The sequence below is a fragment of the Pantoea sp. SGAir0184 genome (assembly GCF_043544755.1).
Genome location: NZ_CP028050.1, coordinates 1,493,073 through 1,515,442, shown reverse-complemented (window position 1 = coordinate 1,515,442; position 22,370 = coordinate 1,493,073). Strand labels below are relative to the sequence as shown.

Annotated in this window: 14 protein-coding genes; 8 read left to right on the top strand and 6 right to left on the bottom strand. The window is 56.9% G+C overall.

The window, feature by feature from the left end:
• Window positions 1–776: 776 nt before the first annotated feature.
• The 3 genes from C1N60_RS06985 to rcsB are packed head-to-tail and all read left to right on the top strand — an operon-like array spanning window position 777 to window position 5,265.
• Window positions 777–1,931, top strand: coding sequence for an MFS transporter (locus tag C1N60_RS06985; protein WP_058775802.1), 1,155 nt, complete (start codon window positions 777–779; stop codon window positions 1,929–1,931).
• A gap of 24 nt (window positions 1,932–1,955) precedes the next feature.
• Entirely contained in the window at window positions 1,956–4,613 is a 2,658-nt protein-coding gene (gene rcsD / locus C1N60_RS06980) for a phosphotransferase RcsD (protein WP_394521741.1), read from the top strand.
• A 1-nt stretch (window position 4,614) separates the two neighbouring features.
• Window positions 4,615–5,265, top strand: a complete 651-nt coding sequence (rcsB, locus tag C1N60_RS06975) for a response regulator transcription factor RcsB (protein ID WP_013509853.1) — start codon at window positions 4,615–4,617, stop codon at window positions 5,263–5,265.
• A 42-nt stretch (window positions 5,266–5,307) separates the two neighbouring features.
• Here rcsB and rcsC read toward each other — a convergent pair whose 3' ends face one another.
• Together rcsC and gyrA are read right to left on the bottom strand one after the other, a co-directional pair.
• Window positions 5,308–8,160 (bottom strand): two-component system sensor histidine kinase RcsC, encoded by a 2,853-nt coding sequence (rcsC, locus tag C1N60_RS06970; protein ID WP_021509234.1) that lies wholly within the window; start codon window positions 8,158–8,160, stop codon window positions 5,308–5,310.
• A 167-nt stretch (window positions 8,161–8,327) separates the two neighbouring features.
• Window positions 8,328–10,967, bottom strand: coding sequence for a DNA topoisomerase (ATP-hydrolyzing) subunit A (gene gyrA, locus C1N60_RS06965; protein ID WP_394521573.1), 2,640 nt, complete (start codon window positions 10,965–10,967; stop codon window positions 8,328–8,330).
• Between the two features lie 176 nt (window positions 10,968–11,143).
• On the opposite strand from gyrA, the gene ubiG reads away from it, so the two are divergent.
• The 4 genes from ubiG (at window position 11,144) to yfaE (ending at window position 16,250) form a co-directional block, all read left to right on the top strand.
• On the top strand, window positions 11,144–11,869 hold the full coding sequence (ubiG, locus tag C1N60_RS06960) for a bifunctional 2-polyprenyl-6-hydroxyphenol methylase/3-demethylubiquinol 3-O-methyltransferase UbiG (protein WP_021509232.1): 726 nt from the start codon (window positions 11,144–11,146) through the stop codon (window positions 11,867–11,869).
• Between the two features lie 627 nt (window positions 11,870–12,496).
• The gene (gene nrdA, locus C1N60_RS06955; protein WP_021509231.1) at window positions 12,497–14,782 is read left to right on the top strand and encodes a class 1a ribonucleoside-diphosphate reductase subunit alpha; all 2,286 of its coding nucleotides are present in this window, start codon (window positions 12,497–12,499) and stop codon (window positions 14,780–14,782) included.
• A 74-nt stretch (window positions 14,783–14,856) separates the two neighbouring features.
• Complete coding sequence (gene nrdB, locus C1N60_RS06950; protein ID WP_021509230.1) at window positions 14,857–15,987, top strand: class Ia ribonucleoside-diphosphate reductase subunit beta; 1,131 nt, start codon at window positions 14,857–14,859, stop codon at window positions 15,985–15,987.
• A gap of 2 nt (window positions 15,988–15,989) precedes the next feature.
• Complete coding sequence (gene yfaE / locus C1N60_RS06945; protein WP_021509229.1) at window positions 15,990–16,250, top strand: class I ribonucleotide reductase maintenance protein YfaE; 261 nt, start codon at window positions 15,990–15,992, stop codon at window positions 16,248–16,250.
• Window positions 16,251–16,644: 394 nt separating this feature from the next.
• Here the strand turns inward: yfaE and C1N60_RS06940 are convergent, their stop codons facing one another.
• Together C1N60_RS06940 and elaB are read right to left on the bottom strand one after the other, a co-directional pair.
• Complete coding sequence (locus C1N60_RS06940; RefSeq protein ID WP_127834358.1) at window positions 16,645–17,841, bottom strand: nicotinamide mononucleotide deamidase-related protein YfaY; 1,197 nt, start codon at window positions 17,839–17,841, stop codon at window positions 16,645–16,647.
• Between the two features lie 153 nt (window positions 17,842–17,994).
• The gene (gene elaB, locus C1N60_RS06935) at window positions 17,995–18,303 is read right to left on the bottom strand and encodes a stress response protein ElaB (protein ID WP_021509227.1); all 309 of its coding nucleotides are present in this window, start codon (window positions 18,301–18,303) and stop codon (window positions 17,995–17,997) included.
• Window positions 18,304–18,591: 288 nt separating this feature from the next.
• Here elaB and C1N60_RS06930 point away from each other — a divergent pair, with 288 nt between their 5' ends.
• Window positions 18,592–20,250 (top strand): glucan biosynthesis protein D, encoded by a 1,659-nt coding sequence (locus C1N60_RS06930; protein WP_031280040.1) that lies wholly within the window; start codon window positions 18,592–18,594, stop codon window positions 20,248–20,250.
• A gap of 28 nt (window positions 20,251–20,278) precedes the next feature.
• On the opposite strand, the gene C1N60_RS06925 is transcribed toward C1N60_RS06930, so the two are convergent.
• Together C1N60_RS06925 and nuoN are read right to left on the bottom strand one after the other, a co-directional pair.
• A complete protein-coding gene (locus tag C1N60_RS06925; protein ID WP_021509225.1) occupies window positions 20,279–20,731 on the bottom strand; it encodes a GNAT family N-acetyltransferase in 453 nt (150 codons plus the stop codon).
• A gap of 175 nt (window positions 20,732–20,906) precedes the next feature.
• Entirely contained in the window at window positions 20,907–22,364 is a 1,458-nt protein-coding gene (nuoN, locus tag C1N60_RS06920; protein WP_031280039.1) for an NADH-quinone oxidoreductase subunit NuoN, read from the bottom strand.
• Between the last annotated feature and the right edge of the window lie 6 nt (window positions 22,365–22,370).

Here is a 22,370-nt window from a genome sequence, read left to right as displayed (position 1 = left end):
ACTAAATTTCCGAAAGTGTTTCATTGTATTAAATAGTTATTTCTAAATGTAAATTTCGCGGAACTAATAATCAGCACACATCGGCAAAAAATATCGCACTAATTGATAAACCGAATTTTATTCATTTAAATACATAGAGATAAGCCAAGATAAGCTGCCGCACTGAATGATAAAACTTAACGCCACTCAGCGCATACAATTATTCCCGCTATCATCATTTATTTCATTATTACCTTCATTCACCCCGAATGAGAGATTTACCCTAATTCCCGCCGGACATGATTGTCCGGCATTTTTTTGCCTGCCATTTTTCTTCCGCTGTGTAATTTTATGTAAACCTGTTTGCTGAGGTTAAATTAACCGCCACTCAGGACGCCATTATTTGTTCGTTTTCGCACTTTTTGTTCATTACTTAGTCATGATTGCGCAATGTTAATTTCCGGGCGTAATAAAGTTGAATGGGAATATAGCCGATGCGTTTGCCCAACCGCTGGCGGAATATTCTTTACCACTATTCAGTCAGTTAGCGCTGCCGCAGCAATCGATTCTCACCCCAACTTAAGCCAAATTTTCACAGAATCTGTCGGTTTACTAAGAGCCAGAGAGCTTATGGAGTCCAGGAAATGTCTGGAAAAGCGCAGCGCCTGGCAAAAGATCGGTAATATGCTGTTTTCTGGCGACCATTTTTGCCCCGCTCTTCACCTTCATTGAGCGGTGCCGCGCCAGCTTTAATGCTAAACTTCGTCGCTCGAACGACTTATGACAACGACACCTTTATGACAGCACTGGACGCCGCACAGCCCAACAAATTGCATCAGCGTGTCAATCTGGGAACACGCCTCGTTTTTCTCATCGCCGGTTTAAGCATGTCTGCCTGGGCACCGCTGGTGCCGTTTGCCAGCCAGCGTCTCCAGCTGACGGGCGCGTCGCTGGGCGGCCTGCTGCTGTGTCTTGGCATTGGTTCACTGGCGGCAATGCCGGTGACCGGTGCGCTGGTGGCACGCTTTGGCTGCCGCCGCGTTATGCTGTGCTCCACGCTGGTGGTGCTGGCAGTACTGCCGCTGCTGGCGACGCTGGATGTGATGTGGCTGATGGCCGCTACGCTGATGGTGTTCGGTGCCGGGCTCGGCATGCTGGATGTGGCCATGAATGTGCAGGCGGTTGAGGTTGAGAAAGCGGCGGCGAAGCCGATGATGTCCGGTTTCCACGGTTTCTTCAGCCTTGGCGGTATTCTCGGCGCCGGCGCGGTCAGCCTGTTACTTGGTGCGGGTCTGACACCGCTGCAGGCAGTCGGCGTTATCATGCTGCTGATGGTGCTGCTGTTGCTGTGCAGCCTGCCGACGCTGATGACAGAGCGCCTGCATCAGCCCGATCAACCCTGGCTGGTGATCCCGCGCGGCTGGGTCGCCTTCCTCGGTTGCCTGTGCTTTATTCTGTTCCTTGCGGAAGGCGCGGTACTCGACTGGAGCGCCCTGCTGCTGCTGCAAAGTCCGGGCATGAGCGTGGCGCACGCTGGCCTGGGTTACGCCATCTTCTCCATCGCCATGACCATAGGTCGTCTGACGGGCGATAAAGTGATTCAGCGCTTTGGCCGCTATCCGGTGATGCTGACCGGTGCGCTGGCGGCGGCAGCCGGCATGACGCTGGCGGTGCTGCTGCCGTGGCCGCAGGCGGCGCTGCTGGCCTTTTTGCTGGTGGGCTTTGGCCTGGCCAATACCGTGCCGATGCTGTTTAATGCCGCCGGTAATCAACAGGATATGCCGGCCAATCTGGCGATTTCCGCCATGACAACGCTCGGCTATGCGGGTATTCTTTCAGGCCCGGCTTTAATCGGCTTTATTTCCCAGTGGCTCAGCCTGAGCGGCGCGTTTTTACTTATCGCCCTGCTGCTGCTGGCGGTTGCCGCCAGCGCCCGGCTGGTCGCGCGTTAATTGCAGGATCCTGAGACACCTATGCTGCCTTATAAATTTCCGCTGACCTCCGGCAACGTAACGCGCTTTTTCGTGGTGTTTAACCTGGTGCTGTTTCTCGCGCTCGGCGCCATGGTGCACAACAGTGTGAATGCGTGGATCATGGAAAAGCGCTACGCCATGACTGACCTGGCGCGCGCGATGCAAAAACGCATTGATGCTTACCGCTTTGCCACCTGGCAAATCTATGAAAATCTCGCCACCAGCGCCGCGGGTTCTACGCCGAACAGTAGCCTGCAGGAGACGCGCCTGCGCCCGGATGTTTACTATCTGGAGAAAACCCGCCGCAAGACCGAAGCGCTGATTTTCGGCTCGCACGACAGCAGCACGCTGGATATGACGCTGCGCATGTCCAATTATCTCGATACGCTGTGGGGCGCTGAAAATCCGGCGTGGTCGATGTACTTCCTCAATGGTCAGGACAACAGCCTGATCATGATCTCGACCCTGCCGCTCAAGGATATGGCGACGCGCTATAAAGAGAGCGCGATCAATACGCTGGTGGACAGCCGCCGTGCCGAAATGCTGCAGCAGGCCAATGCGCTCGACGAACGCGAAAGCTTCTCGCCGCTGCGCCACTTTGCCTGGCAGAACGATCACTACTTCACGCTGCGCACCACGTTTAACCAGCCAGGTCATTTAGCTACGGTGGTGGCGTTCGATCTGCCGGTTAACGATTTGATTCCACGCAGTATGCCGCTGGAGAACTTCCAGCTGCGTCAGGATGCCAGCCAGCCCGGCAGCGCCACCAGCGATGACGCCAGCAGCGAAAGCACCACGGTGACGCTGGTTAACCCGAACCTGGAGATTGCCGCCACGCTGCCCAGCACCTCGCTCCAGCTGGTATACCGGGTGCCGCTCGCCAGCCTGGCGATGGATACCCTGCATAACCTGATGTGGCCGCTGCTGATCAACCTGGTACTGTTCCTGCTGTCTATCGCCGGCATTACGCTGCTGCGCCAGCAGTCACTGCGACCGAATGAGAACCAGAGCGCTGAGCTTGATTCGCTGCGTATGCTGAATGAGGAGATCGTCGCCAGCCTGCCGGTCGGGCTGCTGGTGTATGACTTTGGTACCAATCGCACCCTGCTGAGCAACAAAATCGCTGAGCATCTGCTGCCGCATCTCAATCTGCAGAAGATCATCAATATGTCCGATCAGCATCAGGGCGTGCTGCAGGCTACCATCAATAACGAAGTGTATGAGATTCGCCACGCGCGCAGCATGCTGTCGCCGCACACCCAGCTGTTTATGATGCGCGATCAGGATCGCGAGCTGCTGGTGAATAAGAAGCTGCAAAAAGCGCAGCAGGTGCTGGATCGCAACCACCAGATGCGCCAGCAGCTGATGCAGAATCTTGGCCATGCGCTTAATCGTCCGCTGCAGAGCATGGTGACGCAGCTGGTGCAGCTCAGCCAGCGCGATGACGACGAGAGCGTGCTGGATCTGCTGGATGAGAGCCAGGGTCTGGCGCGGCTGGTGGACGATATCGTCCTGCTCAACCGGCTGGAAGCCCACGACTGGTCGCCGGATGCGGGCGTGTTTAACCTGCAGGACCTGCTGGATGAGATTGCGCTGGAGAGCCTGCCGCTGCTGCGCCGCAAAGGGCTGACGCTGGTGGTCAACAATCAGCTGGCCAACGACGAGATGCGCTTTGGCGATCGCCGCGCGCTGCGTAAAGTCCTGACCACGCTGATGCACTACGCGCTCACCACCACGCATTGGGGCAAGATTTCCCTTGATATCAAAGCCAGCGACAGCAAAGCCAACAGCGTGCTGTTCCAGCTGGTGGATACCGGCTCAGGTCTGACCGGCGACGAGCTGGCCAACGTCGATTTCCCTTACCTCGGCGAAACCACGCAGGATCGTTACGGTCAGGCGTCCGGCATGGCGTTTTTCCTGTGTAAGCAGCTGTGCAAACAGATGGGCGGCCAGCTGGAGATTATCGCCAAACCGGATATCGGCACGCGCTACAACATTCAGCTGCCGCTGGCGCTGGAGCAGCAGAGCGAGCAGGAAGAGAAACTGCTGGAAGGCGTGACGGCGCTGGTGGATATTGCGGTCGAAGACGTACACAAAATTGTCTGCCGCCACCTCGAGAACTGGGGGGCAAACTGCCTGACCTCGGATGAGCGCTTGTCCGGGCAGGAGCATGATGTGCTGGTGACGGACGATCCGGCACGTCTGCACGGCTGGGCGCTGTTGCTGGCGGGCGACGAAATGGGGCATCACGCCCTCAACGACCAGCAATTCCGGGTCAATTTCAATCTCAGCAATGCGCTGCTTGATGCGCTGCTGGCCCTGATTGAGAAGCAACTGGCTCATGATTCGATAGAGGAGAGCGACGACGATGAGGCTGCCACGCCGCTGCTGAGCGGCGGCTATTTCCAGCTGTTTACGGAGACAGTACCGCCAGATGTGAAGAGACTGTATACTGAGTCGGCGGAGAAGGACTATCCCTCGCTTGCTCAGACAGCGCATCGCCTGAAAGGCGTGTTTGCCATGCTCAATTTACTGCCGGGTAAACAGCTTTGTGAAGAGTTAGAACAGCACATTAAACTGTGCGACGATTTAACCATTAAAAATACCACCAGTGAAATTGACGCGTACGTCAACCAACTGCTGCAGCAAGGTAACCAATAAGATGAATAACCTGAATGTAATTATTGCCGATGACCATCCAATCGTTCTGTTCGGTATCCGTAAATCTCTGGAACAGATCGAATGGGTGAATGTGGTAGGTGAGTTTGAAGACTCAACAGCACTGATCAATAGCTTGTCCAAACTGGATGCCAACGTCCTGATTACCGATCTGTCGATGCCGGGCGAAAAATACGGCGACGGCATCACGCTGATCAAGTACATCAAGCGTCACTACCCGGATCTCTCCATTATTGTTTTGACCATGAACAATAACCCGGCGATCCTGAGCGCGGTACTGGATCTGGATATCGAAGGCATCGTGCTGAAGCAGGGTGCTCCAACTGACCTGCCAAAAGCGCTGGCAGCCCTGCAGAAAGGCAAAAAGTACACGCCGGAAAGCGTGGCCAAACTGCTGGAGAAAATCAGCGCCGGCGGCTACGGCGACAAACGTCTGTCTCCGAAAGAGAGCGAAGTGCTGCGTCTGTTCGCTGAAGGTTTCCTCGTTACCGAGATCGCCAAGAAGCTGAACCGCAGTATCAAAACCATCAGTAGCCAGAAGAAATCAGCAATGATGAAGCTGGGCGTGGATAACGATATCGCGCTGCTGAACTACCTCTCTTCCGTCAGCGCCACTCAGGTCGACAAAGAGTAATCCCTGCGGCGGTGCTTCGGCACCGCCTCTCCTCTGCCCTGCTTATCCTTCCCGGCTTTTGCGAACACGTTCGGCATACAGCGCCAGCGTGGTTTTCAGCACATCCAGCGTCACCGGTTTTGACAGGCAGTTATCCATGCCGGCATCCATACAGCGCTGTTTCTCTTCCGCCAGTGCGTTAGCGGTCACTCCAATCACCGGGAAAGCATGCCCCAACTGTCGCAGACGCTGCGTCAGCCGGTAGCCGTCCATGTTTGGCATGTTGACATCGCTCAGTACGATATCGATATGGTTGCGGCTGAGCACGTTGAGCGCATCCACGCCGTCCTGCGCCGTTTTGGTCTGATAGCCCAGCGTGCCAAGCTGTTCAGACAGCAGCATCCGGTTAATCGGATGGTCATCGACAATCAGCACCATGATGTCTTCATAGCTGGAGGCCTGCTGCGGCACCGGCAGTTCCAGCGTGGTCGCCGTTTCGCTGTCGATGGCAATGCGATAAATCCGGCCCAGCAGCAGCGGCAGATCGTGCAGCGTCGCGCTGCTGTGCACCCACTGTCCCGGCGTCGTTTCCTGCGGCATATCAATGTGTTCACCACAGATACGGATGCGCGCACGTACCGTCTGCGCTGGCGCGTCGTGGTGATCGCAGATCATCACATCGTCCGCCCCAGCCCGCCCCTGATAGTGCGCAACCTGGATGCCCTGCTGCTGGAGCAGACGCAGCAGGAAGGCCGCCAGATAGTCGTTGCGCAGGTCGAGCCAGATGGCTTTTTCCTGCAGACCATCCAGCAGCGGCGGCGCGGGTTGCTGTCCGGCGTAGATCGGAATACGCACCACGAACTGGCTGCCCATGCCCGGTTCAGAATCGACTTCGATGTCACCATCCATCATGTTGATGAGCTTTTCACAGATCGCCAGTCCCAGCCCGGTGCCCTGGAAATTACGCTGCACGCCGGAGCCGACCTGGAAGAACGGGTCGAACAGGCGCGTGATCTCTTTTGCCGGGATTCCCACGCCGGTGTCGCGCACGCGAAACGCCAGATACCCCTCTTTGACATAGGCGTGCAGGATAATGCAGCCAGTGTGGGTGAACTTGATGGCGTTGTTCAGCAGGTTGGAGATCACCTGCTGCAGGCGCAGCGGATCGCCGTCCAGCGCCAGCGGCACATCGTTCTCGATGAACACATACAGCGTCAGGCGCTTGCGCACCACCAGCGACAGATAGTTGCTGGCAATATGGTTGACCACCTCACGCGGCGAGAAGGGACGCGGCTCAATCTTCAGCTGCTCGGACTCGATCTTCGAGAAGTCGAGAATATCGCTGATGATTTTCAGCAACAGGCTGGATGAGTTGTTCATCGCCGTGACCAGCGAATCCACGCCCTTCGGCAGCGATTTGGTCTGCAGCAGATCGAGGTTACCGATAATGCCGTACAGCGGCGTCCGCAGTTCGTGACTGACGGTGGCAAGAAACATCGACTTGGACTGGCTGGCCTGCTCAGCGGCGTGCGCCATCTCCTGCAGCGACTGCTCCATGCGCACGCGCGCCGAGACGTCGACCAGCACGCAAATCGCCACGTTCTCGTTGCGGTAGCGCGAATGCACAAAGCTGATTTGCAGGTTAGTGTTACTGCCGGTCAGCATATCGACAAAATTAACCTGCTGGCCGCCGATGATTTCGTTCAGCCGCAGGCGATCTTCCTGCGTCAGCAGCGTCAGATAGTTATGCGCCAGTTCATTACTGAGGATGTTGGTGCCATCGCTGGTACGCAAAATACAGATGCCGACCGGCGCTGACGCGACAATCTTGCGGTTGAACTGCTCGTGCTCCTCCAGCCGGTGGGCGTTGTCTTCCGCCGGCAGGAACATGCGGCGTTCGAACACCCATGCCAGGGTAAACAGAATCAGCGCGCTGAGAATATTGAGCAGCAGCGCGTTAATCAGCATCAGCTTGAGCTGATCCATCAGCACATCGGTCGACAGCGACCACACCACATTGAGGCTGGACGGCGGCAGCGGCTTTTTCAGCACCAGCTGACGATAGCCGTCAAGATAACCAAACCAGGTGCTGTTATCCGGCAGATCGTCCAGCGAATAACCGGGTCCGCCGCGTCGTGAGCTGATCAGCGGACGATAGTTTTCATCGGTGATGGTGGCCACCAGCGGCAGCCCGCCGGGCTGAATAAATTCATCCAGGCGAATGTTCTGTTCCACGCCGAGCAGCGCCTGCAGTTTGTTGGCGACGTAAACCGGCACCACCATGTAGAAGTTGCCGATGCCTGGCTGGCTGCTATTGGTAATCCAGTACATCGGATTACGCCGCTCTTCCTCGTTGCCGCTGCGGTAGTGCAGCACGTTTTCGCGCAGCGCCTTCAGGCTGCGTTCGCGATCGACCGGATTATTGTTACCGATGGTAAAATCTGCCAGGCACTGATTTTCGCCGCCAATAAAGAACACCCGATTGAGTTCATAGGCTGAGGCAAAATTGCTTTTCCAGTAGTTAATGAAATAGCTCAGTGAATCGAGCGAGTTACGCCAGGTGTTGCTCATTGACGTGCAGTCACCGTCGGTAAACAGCGGCGTAAACTGCGGCAGCGTGCTTTTGCCGCCCGGCATGCCGTTGAGCATATCCAGCCCGTTGACGCTGCTGCTCAGGCGATTCTCAGTGATGTACTTCAGCTCGCGCATCACATCCGCGGAGTGGCGCACATACCATTCGGCCTGACCATAATTGGTGGCAAACTCCTGGCGCACCGCGTTCTCTTTCTCGTGCAGCACATTGATGATGTAGAAAGTGGTCAACAGTGCACCCAGCGACCAGAGCAGCAGTGCCAGCGCACGAAACAGGTAGCGCGAGATGCGAAGCGTGGTGCGAAAGGAGACGAGATATTTCAAAAGAGACTCACTGGCGGCAAGGGTTATCGGGACGTTGAAAAGTTCTCATACACTAGCTTTATCAGGGCGAAAAAGCCAGTTGGCACGCGACTTTGGGAGTGAAAGTCAGACAAAAAAAACGGCAGGTCGGTTGCCCTGACCTGCCGCTTGTGATAGACAATGAACGGTTACTCTTCGTCGTCTGTTTCCGGTGCGTCGTCGTCGCTGTCGACTTCCGGCGCGATATCGTCTTCGCCTTCTGCCACGCTGCCGTCGATGGCGTCGAGTTCTTCCTCTTCCACCGGTTCAGCGACGCGCTGCAGGCCGACCACGTTTTCATCTTCCGCGGTACGAATCAGGATCACGCCCTGCGTATTACGGCCCACCACGCTGACTTCCGACACGCGGGTACGCACCAGCGTACCGGCATCGGTGATCATCATGATCTGATCGCTATCCACCACCTGTACCGCGCCAATCACTGGCCCGTTACGCTCGGTGACTTTAATCGAGATTACGCCCTGCGTGGCGCGCGATTTGGTCGGATACTCGCTGTTAGCAGTACGCTTGCCGTAGCCGTTCTGCGTCACGGTGAGAATCGCGCCCTCTTCACGTGGCACAATCAGCGACACCACTTTGTCGCCTTCGGCCAGCCTGATGCCGCGCACGCCCGAAGCCGAACGGCCCATGGCGCGCACCGCGCTCTCCGCGAAGCGCACCACTTTACCGGCGGCAGAGAACAGCATCGCTTCGTCGTTACCGTTGGTCAGCGCCACGCCAATCAGCTCATCGTCTTCACGCAGGTTGATGGCAATGATGCCGGCACTGCGCGGACGGCTGAACTCCTGCAGCGCAGTTTTCTTCACGGTACCGTCTGCGGTCGCCATGAAGATGTTGAAGCCTTCGGTGTATTCACGCACTGGCAGAATCGCGGTGATACGCTCGTTGGCTTCCAGCGGCAGCAGGTTGACGATCGGACGACCGCGCGCGCCACGGCTGGCTTCCGGCAGCTGATAGACCTTCATCCAGTAGAGGCGGCCACGGCTGGAGAAGCACAGAATGGTGTCGTGGGTGTTGGCCACCAGCAGACGATCGATAAAGTCTTCTTCTTTAATGCGCGCCGCCGATTTGCCCTTACCGCCGCGACGCTGGGCTTCATAGTCTGACAGCGGCTGGTATTTGACGTAGCCCTGATGCGACAGGGTGACCACCACATCTTCCTGGTTGATCAGGTCTTCGATGTTGATGTCAGCGCTGTTAGCGGTGATTTCCGTACGGCGTGCATCGCCAAACTGATCGCGCATCGCCACCAGCTCTTCACGGATCACTTCCATCAGGCGCTCGGCGCTCTGCAGGATGTGAATCAGTTCGGCGATCTGGTCCAGCAGCTCTTTGTACTCGTCGAGCAGTTTTTCATGCTCAAGGCCGGTCAGTTTCTGCAGACGCAGATCAAGAATGGCCTGTGCCTGCTGCTCGGTCAGGTAGTAGCGACCGTCGCGAATACCAAACTCCGCTTCCAGCCACTCCGGACGCGCGGCGTCGTCACCGGCACGTTCCAGCATGGCGGCGACGTTGCCGAGATCCCACGACTGCGCCAGCAGGCCGCTTTTCGCTTCGGCTGGCGTCGGAGCACGACGAATCAGCTCGATAATCGGATCGATGTTGGCCAGCGCAATCGCAAGACCTTCAAGGATGTGCGCACGATCGCGCGCTTTACGCAGTTCGAAGATGGTACGACGCGTCACCACTTCACGGCGGTGGCGAACGAAGGCTTCAATGATCTCCTTCAGCGTCATGATCTTCGGCTGGCCCTGATGCAGGGCAACCATGTTGATGCCGAAAGAGACCTGCAGCTGCGTCAGCGAGTAGAGGTTGTTGAGCACCACTTCGCCGACCGCATCGCGTTTCACTTCAATGACGATACGCATGCCGTCTTTGTCAGATTCGTCACGCAGGCCGCTGATGCCCTCAACGCGCTTCTCTTTCACCAGCTCGGCAATTTTCTCGATCAGGCGCGCTTTGTTCACCTGATACGGGATTTCATTGACGATGATGGTTTCACGACCGGTTTTGGCGTCGGTTTCAATCTCGCCGCGTGCGCGGATGTAAATTTTACCGCGCCCGGTGCGGTAGGCTTCTTCAATGCCACGACGACCGTTGATAAAGGCGGCGGTCGGGAAATCCGGCCCGGTAATGTGCTCCATCAGCCCTTCGACGCTGATGTTTTCATCTTCGATAAACGCCAGGCAGCCGTTGATCACTTCCGTCAGGTTGTGAGGCGGAATGTTGGTCGCCATGCCGACGGCAATACCGGAGGAGCCGTTGATCAGCAGGTTAGGAATTTTGGTCGGCAGGACTTCTGGGATCTGCTCGGTGCCGTCATAGTTCGGCACAAAGTCGACCGTCTCTTTTTCCAGGTCAGCCAGCAGTTCAGAGGAGATCTTCGCCATGCGCACTTCGGTATAACGCATCGCTGCGGCGGAATCGCCGTCGACCGAACCGAAGTTACCCTGACCGTCGACCAGCATGTAGCGCAGGGAGAACGGCTGGGCCATGCGCACGATACTTTCGTACACAGCGGAGTCACCGTGTGGGTGATATTTACCGATAACGTCACCGACCACACGGGCAGATTTTTTATAGGGTTTGTTCCAGTCGTTACCCAGTTCGCTCATGGCAAAAAGCACACGGCGATGCACCGGCTTCAGGCCATCACGTACATCGGGTAAGGCTCGGCCAACGATGACCGACATGGCGTAATCGAGGTAGGAGTTTTTCAACTCTTCTTCGATATTGACCGGTGTAATTTCTCTCGCAAGGTCGCTCATGGAGCCGCTATCCCTCTACATAATCCCGGATTTTAAAGGTGCGAAAGTATATCACATCGCTTGCGTGCGGTGAACGTAAAGCAGGGTTTTGTGGCGCTTTTCCTTTGCGCTGAGAGATGCCTCGCAGGGTTTATACGTTTATACTGGTGGCATATTTTGTCAGGAGTCATGATTCAATGAATGAACAACCGCAGGAAAGCCGCCAGAACGTCGACCACGCCGAAATTGCTAAGTTTGAGGCGGTTGCATCACGCTGGTGGGATTTAGAGGGTGAGTTTAAGCCGTTGCACCGCATTAATCCCCTGCGGCTTGGCTGGATTGCCCAGCACAGCCATGGGCTGTTCGGTAAGAAAGTGCTGGATGTCGGTTGCGGCGGCGGCATTCTCGCCGAGAGCATGGCGCGCGAAGGGGCGGAGGTCACCGGTCTGGATATGGGCGCCGAGCCGCTGGAGATCGCGCGTCTGCACGCGCTGGAGAGCGGCGTGAGCGTCAATTACGTGCAGCAGACGGTTGAAGCCCATGCGGCCAGCCATGCCGGTCAGTACGACGTGGTGACCTGTATGGAGATGCTGGAACACGTGCCGGATCCGCGTTCCGTGGTGCTGGCCTGCGCGCAGCTGGTGAAACCGGGCGGCGAGGTGTTTTTCTCCACCATCAACCGTAACCCTAAAGCCTGGCTGCTGGCGGTGTTTGGTGCTGAATACGTGCTGCGCATGGTGCCGCGCGGTACCCATGACGTGAAAAAGTTTATTCGTCCCGCCGAGCTGCTGAACTGGGTGGACGAAACCGCCCTGCGTGAACGCAATATGACTGGCCTGCACTACAATCCGCTGACCAATCAGTTCCGCCTTGGCCGCGGGGTGGACGTCAATTATATGGTGCATACCCACCGTCAGGCGTAAACGACCTGTTTCGCCTGCCCGCCCGTGGGCAGCGCTGTTGTAGCGGCGCGATGTATTACGCGAGAAATCGCGCCGCTATGGAATCTACGACCGGCAATTTACTTAACTGAACGGCATAACGCCCTACTAACTGCCAGTCCTCCTTTCACTTCCGACCGCCCCCGGTTTATCACGCGCTGGCCCTATCCAGATCAATTTCCTTTTAGACGCTGCGATGCGCTTTTTGTAAGGTGAAAAGGTCATAAAAAATTCATAAGCAAACGCAGATAAGTTCGCTGCTGACGGAGCGGCGCGGGCTTTTTTCGCCTGGGAAATTTCCCGAATCGCAGCGGTTGAGCAATAAACACGCGCTCGATCAAAAATTGAAAAAAAACCTGTTATCCGTTGACACCAGGTGCAGGCCTTGTGGCGTGGGGATCCAGGATTTTCCCCACCCCCCAGGGCGTAAAATTTTGTGAAAATCAACTCTTGTGATGATCCGATTGCTGACTAGAATACTCACCATATTGTTGTTCAAACTTTCCGCACCCCCTATATATAGTGTTTATCCACAGGCTTACTCACAATGAGCCGCCTGTGAATAGACGGGGGATAATTTTGTATTTCATGGACAGGTAAACACGCGACATGAACCAAAGTCTGCTCGTTACGAAACGCGATGGCCGCCAGGAGCGCATCGACCTCGATAAGATTCACCGGGTGCTGGACTGGGCAGCTGAAGGGCTGAACAATGTCTCCGTCTCGCAGGTTGAGTTGCGTTCGCACATCCAGTTTTACGATGGCATCAAAACCTCGGACATTCACGAGACCATCATCAAAGCGGCTGCTGATTTGATCTCCCGTGACGCGCCTGATTACCAGTACCTGGCCGCGCGTCTGGCGATCTTCCACCTGCGTAAAAAAGCGTACGGCCAGTTTGAGCCACCGAAGCTGTACGACCAGGTAGTGAAAATGGTCGAGATGGGCAAATACGATCGCCATCTGCTGGAAGACTACAGCACCGAAGAGTTTGAGCAGATGGACGGCTTCATCGACCACTGGCGCGACATGAACTTCTCCTACGCGGCGGTGAAGCAGCTGGAAGGCAAATATCTGGTGCAGAACCGCGTCAGCGGTGAAATCTACGAGAGCGCCCAGTTCCTGTATATTCTGGTCGCCGCCTGCCTGTTCTCCGGCTATCCGCGCGATACGCGTATGGATTACATCAAGCGTTTCTACGATGCGATCTCCACGTTCAAGATTTCGCTGCCTACGCCTATTATGTCCGGCGTGCGCACTCCGACCCGTCAGTTCAGCTCCTGCGTACTGATCGAGTGCGGCGACAGCCTGGATTCCATCAACGCCACCTCCAGCGCTATTGTGAAATATGTGTCACAGCGTGCCGGTATCGGCATCAACGCGGGTCGCATTCGTGCGCTCGGCAGCCCGATCCGCGGCGGTGAAGCGTTCCACACCGGCTGTATCCCGTTCTATAAGCACTTCCAGACGGCGGTAAAATCCTGCTCGCAGGGCGGCGTGCGCGGCGGTGCGGCAACGCTGTTCTACCCGATGTGGCATCTGGAAGTGGAAAGCCTGCTGGTGTTGAAAAACAACCGCGGTGTTGAAGGCAACCGCGTGCGTCATATGGATTACGGCGTGCAGATCAACAAGCTGATGTACACCCGCCTGCTGAAAGGCGAAGACATCACCCTGTTCAGCCCGTCCGACGTGCCAGGCCTGTATGACGCGTTCTTCGCCGATCAGGATGAGTTTGAGCGTCTGTATACCAAATATGAGAAGGACGACAGCATCCGCAAGCAGCGCGTGAAAGCCGTCGATCTGTTCTCGCTGATGATGCAGGAACGTGCCTCAACCGGCCGTATCTACGTGCAGAACGTTGACCACTGCAACACCCACAGCCCGTTCGATCCGGCCATTGCGCCAGTGCGTCAGTCTAACCTGTGCCTGGAGATTGCGCTGCCGACCAAACCGCTGGAAGACGTCAACGACGAAAGCGGCGAGATTGCGCTGTGCACCCTGTCCGCCTTTAACCTCGGTGCGATTGAAAGCCTGGACGATTTGGAAGAGCTGGCGACGCTGGCAGTACGCGCGCTGGATGCCCTGCTCGATTACCAGGATTACCCGATTCCGGCGGCAAAACGCGGTGCGATGGGCCGTCGTACCCTGGGTATTGGCGTGATCAACTACGCCTATTACCTGGCGAAACACGGTGTGCGCTACTCCGACGGCAGCGCCAACAACCTGACGCACAAAACCTTTGAAGCCATTCAGTACTGGCTGCTGAAAGCCTCCAACGAGCTGGCGAAAGAGCAAGGTGCCTGCCCGTGGTTTAAAGAGACCACTTATTCGCAGGGCATTCTGCCGATCGATACCTATAAAAAGGATCTCGACAGCGTATGTAATGAGCCGCTGCACCTTGACTGGGAAGCGCTGCGTGAGTCGATTAAAACCCACGGCCTGCGCAACTCCACGCTGTCTGCACTGATGCCGTCTGAGACCTCTTCGCAGATTTCGAACGCCACCAACGGTATCGAGCCGCCGCGCGGTCACATCAGTATCAAAGCGTCGAAAGACGGGATTCTGCGCCAGGTGGTACCGGAGTATGAGCGTCTGAAAGATCAGTACGAACTGCTGTGGGAGATGCCATCGAACGACGGCTATCTGCAGCTGGTTGGCGTGATGCAGAAGTTTATCGATCAGGCGATTTCATCGAACACCAACTACGATCCAGGCCGTTTCGCCAATGGCAAAGTGCCGATGAAACAGCTGCTGAAAGATCTGCTGACCGCGTACAAATTTGGCGTGAAGACCCTGTACTACCAAAACACCCGTGACGGTGCCGAGGATGCGCAGGACGATCTGGCGCCGTCTATTCAGGACGATGGCTGCGAAAGCGGCGCCTGTAAAATTTGATCGAAAGGCGCCTGCGGGCGCCTTATCGTGTCTGGGCCAGCAGCGGCTGGCCCGTTTCACTTTTGGACTTAGTCATGGCTTACACTACTTTCTCACAGAATAAAAATGACCAGCTGAAAGAGCCGATGTTCTTCGGCCAGTCAGTGAACGTTGCCCGTTTCGACCAGCAGAAATACGACATCTTTGAAAAGCTGATCGAGAAGCAGCTCTCTTTCTTCTGGCGTCCGGAAGAGGTTGACGTCTCGCGCGATCGCATCGACTATCAGGCGCTGCCGGAGCACGAGAAGCACATCTTCATCAGTAACCTGAAGTATCAGACGCTGCTGGATTCCATTCAGGGCCGCAGCCCGAACGTAGCGCTGCTGCCGCTGATTTCGATTCCCGAGCTGGAAACCTGGGTAGAAACCTGGGCGTTCTCCGAGACCATCCACTCACGCTCGTACACCCACATCATCCGTAATATCGTCAACGATCCGTCACTGGTATTTGATGACATCGTGACTAACGAGCAGATTCTGGCGCGCGCGCAGGATATCTCGAAGTATTACGATGATCTGATCGAGATGACCAACTACTGGCATCTGCTGGGTGAAGGCACGCATCAGGTGGCGGGCAAGAGCGTGACCGTGAATCTGCGTGCGCTGAAGAAGCAACTGTATATCTGCCTGATGAGCGTTAACGCGCTGGAAGCGATTCGCTTCTACGTCAGCTTTGCCTGCTCATTCGCCTTCGCCGAGCGCGAACTGATGGAAGGCAACGCCAAGATTATTCGTCTGATTGCCCGTGACGAAGCGCTGCACCTGACCGGCACTCAGCATATGCTGAATCTAATGCGTACCGGTGAAGACGATCCTGAAATGAAAGAGATCGCCGCCGAGTGCCGCGACGAGTGCTTCGACCTGTTTAAGAAAGCAGCCGAGCAGGAAAAAGAGTGGGCTGAGTATCTGTTCAGCGGCGGCTCAATGATTGGTCTGAACAAGGACATTCTGTGCCAGTACATTGAGTACATCACCAATATCCGCATGCAGGCGGTGGGCCTTGATCTGCCGTTCCAGACGCGTTCTAACCCGATTCCATGGATTAACTCGTGGCTGGTGTCAGATAACGTGCAGGTGGCGCCGCAGGAAGTTGAAGTGAGCTCCTATCTGGTGGGTCAGATCGACTCCGAAGTGGGCGAAGACGACTTCAACGATTTCCAGCTGTAAGCATGAGCCGTTCCGTGGTCATCCTGCGCAGCTCCGGCTCCCGGCTGGAGTGCGCAGACGAACACCCTAATCTGCTGACGACGCTGGAAGCACACAATGTGTGCGTCGAGTTTCAGTGTCGTGAAGGCTACTGCGGCTCCTGCCGCATGCGTCTGCTGAAAGGCGAAGTGGATTATGCGGAAACCCCACTGGCGTTTATTCAGCAGGGCGAGATTCTGCCCTGCTGTTGTAAGGCCAGAGGGGAGATTGAGATCGAGCTGTAACCTGCCGGCCGTACTGCTGAATCTCCTTTTATCGCGTTAAGATCCCGCATGGTCAGAGGGGGAACTGAGCACGCCGGAACGGCAAAACCCGCTCCCTGCGGGCCTCGACACGCGGCATCCCTGCCGCGTGACGTCCGGCTAAGCCCAGCTTCCCCCTCTTCCCTTTCAATTCTGGTGCTGCTGTAACTGGCACCCGACAACAGCGACCACCGAATCCAGCAGGGCGTGGGAGGCATAGCCGCTTGCAGCAGCCTCCGCGCCATGGATGGCGCGGCGGCAGGCCCCAGGGAAGGGTTTATGCCGGTGCGGCAAGCGGCTATGCCTCTCACGACGCGGCACCCAACACAAAGCGATGCTGATCCCATGGCATCAGCAATCACAAGCCTGGAAAGCGTCAGCTCTTTACCGTCTCCAGGACATCAATCCAGCCGTGACCGGTACTGACTTCACTGCCGTGCAGCCAGCGGCGCAGCATATTCATCGCCATCATCGCTACCACTTTCTGCCGGGTTTCCAGATTGTGCCGCCCGTGGGTAAATTTCACCCGCTGGCCCCAGCTGGCTTCCGGGGTGTGCAGCGCAATCGACACTTCCCCTTCCTGCAGATCGCCAACCGACAAGGCCAGCACTGTACCCTGCTGAGCGGCTAACTGACGCGTGCGCGTAACCTGCGCTTCCAAAGACTCCTCACGTGCCGGCAGCAGCTCGGCGGCGCTAAGCGGCACCTGCGCGGCGGCCAGCTGCCAGTGCAGCAACCCGGCCGTGTATTGTTCGCTCAGAGCAAGGCGGAAGCCGCGATCGTGCAGTTCCCGCGCCAGCACGGCCGGCAATCCTTCAAAGCCTTCAAAAATGGTGCACTCGGCCAGCAGTAACTTAACCTGCTGCCACACCTGCTCCATCGCCACGCGCTGGCTGGCCGGGCCGGTCAGTTTGATCTCAATGATGGGCATCGACGAACGGTAGCCCATCACTACGCCTTCCGGCAGCGGCAGCGGTTCAAGCTCGGCGGCGATATCGCTCTCGCCGCGACCAAAGGTGGTCAGACGCAGGCACAGCGGGGGGTCTGGCAACGTAAAACGCGCCTTAAGACGCGGAATAATCTGCTGCTCAACCATCACTTTGAATTCTGACGGCACGCCGGGGGTAAAGAATATCCAGCAGCGATTAAGCTGCAGGGCAAACCCACAGGCGGTGCCGACCGGGTTATCGATCAATTCGGCATTGGCCGGAATCTCCGCCTGCTTGCGATTACTGGGTGCCATGAGCCGCCCGCGGCTGGCAAACCAGGCTTCCATCTTCTCCAGCCACGCCTGCTGCAGCACCAGCTCGCTGCCACTGGCGGTGGCCGCTGCCTGCGCGCTGAGATCGTCGCTGGTCGGCCCGAGACCGCCGTTCACGATCAGCACGTCGGCAATCTGACTGCGGCTCTGTAGCGCTTCAACCAGCGAGCTCATTGCATCGCCGACCGTGCTGCGACTGGTCATCGGCAGGCCGTGCTGAAACAGCATATCGGCCAGCCACGCGGCGTTGGTATCGACAATCTGCCCATGTAACACTTCATCGCCCGTTGAGAGCATTTCGACACGTATCACGATCTCTTCTCCTTATCCCTGTGGCTTTCACTGTAGGGAGCGCGCAGGCGAAACACAATCGCCGCCGGTGCGAAATAGCGGGTTAATCGCGATGCGGAAAGGAAACAGCGGCAAAGCAGGAATCGGGCGCGACGGACATCGCGCCCACGGGGATTAACGGCGCGCCAGCAGCAGGCCAACAAACAGACCGGCAGCCGCACCGATACCAATGCCCTGCCACGGTTTTTCATGCACGTAATCGTCGGCACGATACGCTGCCTGTTTGGCACGATAGTAATAGCTGTCGGACGCCTGGCTCACGCGATTCTTCACGTCTTCCAGCGCCTGCTCGGCTTTCTGCTTCAGTTCGATATATTTCTGGTCCGCCGGATCGCCCGAGGAGCGCAGCACTTCTTCCAGCGTTTCCGTCAGCAGCGCCAGATCGTCATCAAGACGGGTTTCAAATTGATCGGTAGATGACATGTTCACAATCCTCCATGTTTAAATGCGGTGTCGATTAACTATAGTCATAAATTGCGTTTTTGCGCCGCGCCGTCATCCGCTGACTGCGCTTTTTGCCGCGCTGAACGCAAAGTTATGTCATCCGGGGCGTTGCACGCGGAATTGTGCTTCGTTTATTTGATTAATCTGATAAATTTTCAGCGGACTGAATTTTTTATTTTCGCCACTGTCGTAACCCCCTGTAGCCTGACGCTAAATGTCTTGCGACAGCCTCAATACACCCGAGCAGCTAAGGAAAAGATTTCCGGCATGAATCGTAGAAAATTTATGAAAGCGTCCATGGCCCTCTCTGCCGTTAGCGGCATGACCGGGCTCTCCTCGCTGTTTGCGCAGTCCGCCTGGGCCGATGATGGCATCGCCGACGGAACCGCCGTGCGCTTCGATTTCGATGTGCTGAAAAAGAAAGCCGCGGCACTGGCCAAACAGCCCTGGGGCGGCGCGCCCGGCCCCCTGCCCGCGACCCTGGCCAATCTGACACCGCAGGCGTATAACGAAATTCAGTACGACGCTAACCACTCACTGTGGAACAACATCGCCGACCGCGAGCTGGATGTGCAGTTCTTCCACGTTGGCATGGGCTTTAAGCGCCGCATTCGCATGTTCTCCGTGGATGCCGCCAGCCGCGAGGCGCGGGAAATCCACTTCCGTCCGGAACTGTTTAATTATCACAACGCCAACGTGGATACCCAGCAGCTGGTGGGTAAAACCGACCTCGGCTTTGCCGGTTTCCGCGCCTTTAAAAAACCGGAGCTGGCGCGACGCGACATCGTTTCTTTCCTCGGTGCCAGCTACTTCCGCGCGGTAGATGAAACCTACCAATATGGCCTGTCAGCCCGTGGCGTCGCGGTTAACACCTTCAGCAATGGCCAGGAAGAGTTTCCCGACTTCACCGCCTTCTGGTTCGAGACGCCAAAAGCTGAAGACACCACCTTTGTGGTGTATGCACTGCTGGACGGGGCTAGCGTCACCGGTGCCTACAAGTTCACCATTCACTGCGAAGAAAAACGCGTGGTGATGGAGGTGGAAAACCACCTGTTTGCGCGCAACGAGATTCGTCAGCTCGGTATTGCGCCAATGACCAGCATGTTCAGCTGCGGTACCAACGAGCGCCGCATGTGCAATACCTATCATCCGCAGATTCATGACTCCGATCGCCTGGCGATGTGGAGCGGCAGCGGCGAGTGGATTGCCCGTCCGCTGAATAACCCGCAGCGCCTGCAGTTTAATGCCTATCAGGATGAAAACCCGCGCGGCTTCGGTCTGCTGCAGCTGAATCATGATTTCAAAGATTACCAGGACGTGATTGGCTGGTATGACAAACGCCCCAGCCTGTGGGTGGAGCCGATCGGTAAATGGGGTAAAGGCGCCATCAACCTGATGGAGATCCCGACAACCGGGGAAACGCTGGATAACATTGTTTGCTTCTGGCAGCCGGCCGAGCCGGTCAAAGCTGGCAGCGAGTTTAATTTCCAGTACAAACTCTACTGGAGCCAGCTGCCGCCGGTTCGCAGCGGTCTGGCCCGCGTTGATGCCACGCGCACCGGTATTGGTGGCTTCCCGGAAGGCTGGGCACCGGGCGAACACTTCCCGGACCAGTGGTGCCGCCGCTTTGCTATCGATTTCATTGGCGGCGACCTGCAGGCGGCCGCGCCGAAAGGCATCGAACCGGTAATCACCGTGTCGTCCGGCACCTTCAAACAGGTAGAGATTCTCTACGTCGAACCGCTGAAAGGTTACCGTATCCTGTTTGACTGGTATCCGAACAGCGACTCAACCAAACCGGTGGATATGCGCCTGTTCCTGCGCACCAAAGATGAGACGCTGAGCGAAACCTGGCTGTATCAGTACTTCCCGCCACCGCCCGATCAGCGCAAGTACACCGACGACCGGCAGATGACGCCGGGCTAACCTGCACGGCGAGGCCAACACCTCGCCGTTAGTTTTTCTGCATGCCGACGTGCGGAATATTATCTTCCAGATAAACGTCCGTGACCGCCCGGAAGCCCAGGCGACCATAAAAGCCTTCCAGATGCGCCTGCGCGGACAGATACACCGCCCGCTGCGGCCAGTGCTGTTCGCAGCTGTTCAGCGCCTGCTCCATCAGCCGATAGCCCAGTTTCAGGCCGCGCGCCTCTTCCGACACAATCACCCGACCAATGGTCACCGGCGAGGAAGCCAGCGCGGGCGTCAGGAGACGCGCATACGCCAGCAGTTTGCCATCAAGAAAGCCCAGCAGATGGCGGTTATCAGCTGTCAAATCCTGGCCATCTATATCCTGATACGGACAGGCCTGTTCGACGATAAACACCTGATTGCGCAGCGCCAGCACGGTATACAGCTGCTGCGCGGTCAGTTCACTGTGGTGGCAATCAAGCCATTGCATATCCATCATGCTTCCTTGTCTGAGCGAAAAAAGTGATCTTCACAGCCTATCACAGCGCATGCGCTAAACGCAGTGGGCAGCACGTAACAGGGGCTGACACGCGGAGCAATGTGATCAAACTCTCAAATTGCAGGCAAAAAAAATCAGGCCCGCAGGCCTGATTGTGAAGATGACGCACTGTTTACATCAGCGGCTGGGCCAGTTGCACCAGCGTGATGAGCGGCTGCGGATAAACACCGAGCAGCAACACCAGGATAGCGGAGATCAGCACCACCACACCACCGGCGGTGAACGCCCAGTTGGCTGGAGTATCACGAGTGTGCAGTTCCGGCGGGCTGAGGTACAGGCTCACCGTAACGCGCAGGTAGTAATACAGACCAATGGCGCTACCGGCGACAACCGCCGCGGTCAGCCACCACAGATGCGCGTTAACACCGGACGCGATGACGTAAAACTTACCGATAAAGCCCAGCGTCATCGGGATACCGGCCAGCGACAGCATCATCACCGTCATCACGGCGGAGAGAATCGGACGATGCCAGAACAGACCGCGATACGAGTAAAGCGTATCGGCATCCGGACCACGGTACGGGCTCGACATCAGGCTGACTACACCGAAGGCGCCGAGGCTGCTGAACAGGTAACCGGCCAGATAGACGCCGGCGGTTTCCAGCGACAGCTGATGGGTTTTCACCGCAATCAGCGCCACCAGCAGATAGCCAAGATGCGCGATAGATGAATAGCCGAGCAGACGCTTGATGTTGCTCTGCGAAATCGCCATCAGGTTACCGAACAGGATCGAGACGAAGGCAATCACACCCAGCACGGTGCGCACCGCTTCACTGTCGGTTACCGGTGCGTACATGAACAGACGCATGATGACCGCAAAGATAGCGATTTTGCTGGCGGTGGCGAGGAAGGTCGAGACCGGAGCCGGCGCGCCCTGATAAACGTCTGGCGTCCACAGATGGAACGGCACCAGCGACAGCTTGAAGCCAAGACCGATGATCATCATGCCCAGCCCTACCAGCAGCAGCGGCTGCTGAATCATGCTGTCATTCAGGCTTTTGCCGAGCTGCACAAAGCTCAGGCTGCCGGAATCGGCGTAGACCAGCGCAATACCGAAGATCAGGAATGAAGAAGCCGCAGCCGACAGAATCATGTACTTCAGCGCCGCTTCCAGCGAGCGCTTCTGACGGAAGGCGTAGCCGATGAGACCAAACAGCGGCAGCGACAGCAGTTCAATACCGATGAACAGTGCCGCCAGATGGTTGGCGCTGGCCAGTACGATTCCGCCCAGCGCCGCGATCAGCACCAGCAGATAGAACTCATCTTTGTTGTCCGGGAAACCGGCCAGCCACGGATAAGCAAAGGTGCAGGTTGCCAGACTCGCCAGCATCACCAGCGCGGTATAGAACATCGAATAGCCATCCACGCGCAGCAGCGGCGTGACATCCATGGCGCCCACGTGGCCCACAAACCACAGCGACAGCAGCGCGAGGTTAAGACCGATGACCGTCAGCGTGGCATTAACAAAGTGGTTGCGTCGCCACGCAATGGACAGCATCACAACCACCACCGTCAATCCGACGATTAACAGCGGTAGCAACGCGATCAATTGTTGAGGAGTTATTGTCATGGCGAA

Bases quoted from the DNA above. Each gene is read 5' to 3' on its own strand.
- nuoN (WP_031280039.1), bottom strand. From the start codon at position 22,364: ATGACAATAACTCCTCAACAATTGATCGCGTTGCTACCGCTGTTAATC.
- nrdB (WP_021509230.1), top strand. From the start codon at position 14,857: ATGGCTTACACTACTTTCTCACAGAATAAAAATGACCAGCTGAAAGAG.
- rcsB (WP_013509853.1), top strand. From the start codon at position 4,615: ATGAATAACCTGAATGTAATTATTGCCGATGACCATCCAATCGTTCTG.
- ubiG (WP_021509232.1), top strand. From the start codon at position 11,144: ATGAATGAACAACCGCAGGAAAGCCGCCAGAACGTCGACCACGCCGAA.
- C1N60_RS06930 (WP_031280040.1), top strand. From the start codon at position 18,592: ATGAATCGTAGAAAATTTATGAAAGCGTCCATGGCCCTCTCTGCCGTT.
- elaB (WP_021509227.1), bottom strand. From the start codon at position 18,303: ATGTCATCTACCGATCAATTTGAAACCCGTCTTGATGACGATCTGGCG.
- yfaE (WP_021509229.1), top strand. From the start codon at position 15,990: ATGAGCCGTTCCGTGGTCATCCTGCGCAGCTCCGGCTCCCGGCTGGAG.
- gyrA (WP_394521573.1), bottom strand. From the start codon at position 10,967: ATGAGCGACCTTGCGAGAGAAATTACACCGGTCAATATCGAAGAAGAG.
- C1N60_RS06985 (WP_058775802.1), top strand. From the start codon at position 777: ATGACAGCACTGGACGCCGCACAGCCCAACAAATTGCATCAGCGTGTC.
- nrdA (WP_021509231.1), top strand. From the start codon at position 12,497: ATGAACCAAAGTCTGCTCGTTACGAAACGCGATGGCCGCCAGGAGCGC.
- C1N60_RS06925 (WP_021509225.1), bottom strand. From the start codon at position 20,731: ATGGATATGCAATGGCTTGATTGCCACCACAGTGAACTGACCGCGCAG.